The sequence below is a fragment of the Coprococcus intestinihominis genome (genome assembly GCF_040096555.1).
GTDB classification, from domain to species: domain Bacteria; phylum Bacillota; class Clostridia; order Lachnospirales; family Lachnospiraceae; genus Coprococcus_A; species Coprococcus_A intestinihominis.
This window is the reverse complement of the sequence record NZ_JBBMEK010000346.1, coordinates 1-2,819: the sequence shown is the minus strand read 5'-3', so window position 1 is coordinate 2,819 and position 2,819 is coordinate 1. Positions and strand designations below refer to the sequence as shown.

Genomic DNA, 2,819 nt, shown 5'->3' with positions numbered 1-2,819 from the left:
AGGGCTGTACTTACCACGACCGCTATGAGCGCGGTGTACCGACCATTCCGCTGGAGAAGGGACTTCTGCCTGTCATCGGCCGCACCCGCAAGACAGGCACCACGATTTCTTTTCTCCCGGACAAGGAGATTTTTGAAAAGACATGGTTCAAGGAAGATGAGATCAAGAGCCGTCTCCATGAAACTGCTTATCTTAACCCGGAATTAACTATTATATATGAAGACAAACGTGTCACACCTGAGGAACAGGAAGTTTATCATGAACCTGACGGTCTGGCTGGATTCATCCGCGACCTGAACCGCAATAAAGAAGCACTGCATGATATTGTCTGCTTTAAAGGCGAGTCTGAAGGCATCACTATTGAAGGTGCTTTTCAATATGTGAATGAATTCCATGAGAACGTCCTTGGTTTCTGTAACAACATTTACAACGCAGAAGGTGGCACCCACATTACCGGCTTCAAGTCCGCTTTCACGTCCATTATGAACGCTTACGCCCGTGAAATAGGCATTTTGAAAGAGAAAGACGGCAATTTTACCGGTGCTGATATACGAAACGGTATGACAGCCGTCATCTCCATCAAGCATCCGGACCCGCGTTTTGAAGGTCAGACCAAGACCAAACTGGACAACCAGGATGCTGCCCGTGTCACAGGCAAGATTGTCAATGAAGAAGTCGTTCGTTATTTCGACAAGAATCTGGATACATTGAAGGTTGTGCTTTCCTGTGCAGAGAAAGCAGCCAAGATCCGTAAGACCGAGGAAAAGGCCCGTACCAACCTGCTGACCAAGCAGAAATTCTCCTTTGACTCCAACGGCAAACTGGCCAACTGTGAAAGCCGCAATGCCGATATCTGCGAGATCTTTATTGTCGAAGGAGATTCTGCCGGCGGCTCTGCCAAAACCGCCAGAAACCGCCATTTTCAGGCAATCCTGCCTATTCGAGGCAAGATTTTGAATGTAGAAAAGGCCAGCATCGACAAGATTCTTGCCAATGCCGAGATCAAGACCATGATCAATGCCTTCGGCTGTGGTTTTTCAGAAGGATACGGCAACGACTTTGACATCAGCAAGCTGCGCTACAACAAGATTATCATTATGGCCGATGCCGATGTGGATGGTGCGCATATCAGCACCCTGCTTCTGACACTTTTCTACCGGTTTATGCCGGAGCTGATTTATGAAGGCCATGTCTATATCGCCATGCCGCCGCTGTACAAGGCCATGCCGTCCAAGGGCAAGGAGGAATACCTCTATGATGATAAGGCCCTTGAGCAGTACCGCAAGACCCACAAGGGCAATTTCACCCTGCAGCGCTACAAAGGTCTTGGTGAAATGGATGCTGCACAGCTCTGGGAGACAACTTTGAACCCTGAAACCCGTATCCTGAAGAAGGTCGAGATTGAAGATGCCCGAATTGCATCCGATATTACCGGCCTGCTCATGGGTCCTGATGTACCGCCGAGAAAGGCATTCATCTACAAGCATGCCCATGATGCCGAACTTGATATTTAAGGAGGGAATGCATGATGCAGGAACAGATTATTCGCACGGATTATGCAGAAGTCATGCAGAAATCCTACGTAGATTACGCCATGAGCGTTATTATATCCAGAGCACTTCCGGATATCCGGGACGGCTTAAAGCCCGTTCAGCGCCGTACGTTATATGATATGTACGAACTGGCTATCCGGTACGACAAGCCATACCGTAAATGTGCCCGTATCGTCGGTGATACAATGGGTAAGTATCATCCTCACGGTGACAGCTCCATTTACGATGCCCTTGTTGTTATGGCCCAGGAATTCAAGAAGGGCATGCCCCTGGTAGACGGCCACGGCAATTTCGGCTCCATCGAAGGTGATGGTGCCGCCGCCATGCGTTACACTGAAGCCCGTCTTCAGAAAGTCACTCAGGAAGTTTTCCTGGCGGATCTTGACAAGGACGTTGTAGACTTTATGCCGAACTTTGATGAGACAGAGAAAGAGCCGACGGTTCTGCCTGTCCGTCTGCCGAATTTCCTTGTCAACGGTTCTGACGGTATCGCTGTCGGCATGGTGACAAGTACCCCGCCGCATAATCTCGGCGAAGTCATCGATGCCGTCAAAGCCTACATGAAGAATGACAAACTGACCACCGCTGACCTGATGCAGTACATCCAGGGACCGGATTTTCCTACCGGCGGTATCGTAACGAACAAAGACGAATTACTGAATATTTACGAAACCGGCAGCGGCAAGATCAAGCTTCGGGGTCGTGTTGAGGTTGAGCAGGACAAAGGCGGCAAGCTTCGCCTTGTCATCACCGAGATTCCTTATACAATGATCGGTGCCAATATCGGCAAATTTCTCAATGATGTTTATGCCCTTGTAGAAAGCAAGAAGACCACGGACATCATCGATATTTCCAATCAGTCCTCCAAGGAAGGAATTCGTATCGTTCTGGAACTGAAGAAACAGACAGACGTGGACAATCTGCTGGCACTTCTCTATAAGAAGACACGTCTGGAAGATACTTTCAGCGTGAATATGCTGGCCATCGCCGACGGACGTCCGGAGACGCTTGGTCTCAAGAGCATTATTGAATATTTCCTTGATTTTCAATATGACCTGACCACCCGCAAGTACCAGAAGCTTCTTGCCAAGGAACTGGAGAAACAGGAAATCCAGGAAGGTCTCATGCGTGCCACCGATATCATTGACCTGATCATCGAAATCCTGCGTGGCAGCAAGAATATCAAACAGGCCAAAGCCTGTCTGATGACAGGCACTACCGAAGGCATTCGCTTCAAGAGCAAGGCCTCTGAAAAAGCCGCTTCTG

Annotated in this window: 2 protein-coding genes; both read left to right on the top strand. The window is 49.1% G+C overall.

The annotated features are described in order from the left end of the window. Window positions 1–1,514 (top strand): DNA gyrase/topoisomerase IV subunit B (locus WMO25_RS16915; protein WP_349086332.1); only part of this gene is annotated, 1,514 nt, incomplete at its 5' end. A gap of 11 nt (window positions 1,515–1,525) precedes the next feature. Further along, window positions 1,526–2,819, top strand: a 1,294-nt coding sequence (locus WMO25_RS16910; RefSeq protein WP_349086331.1) for a DNA gyrase subunit A, incomplete at its 3' end; no start/stop codon positions are given.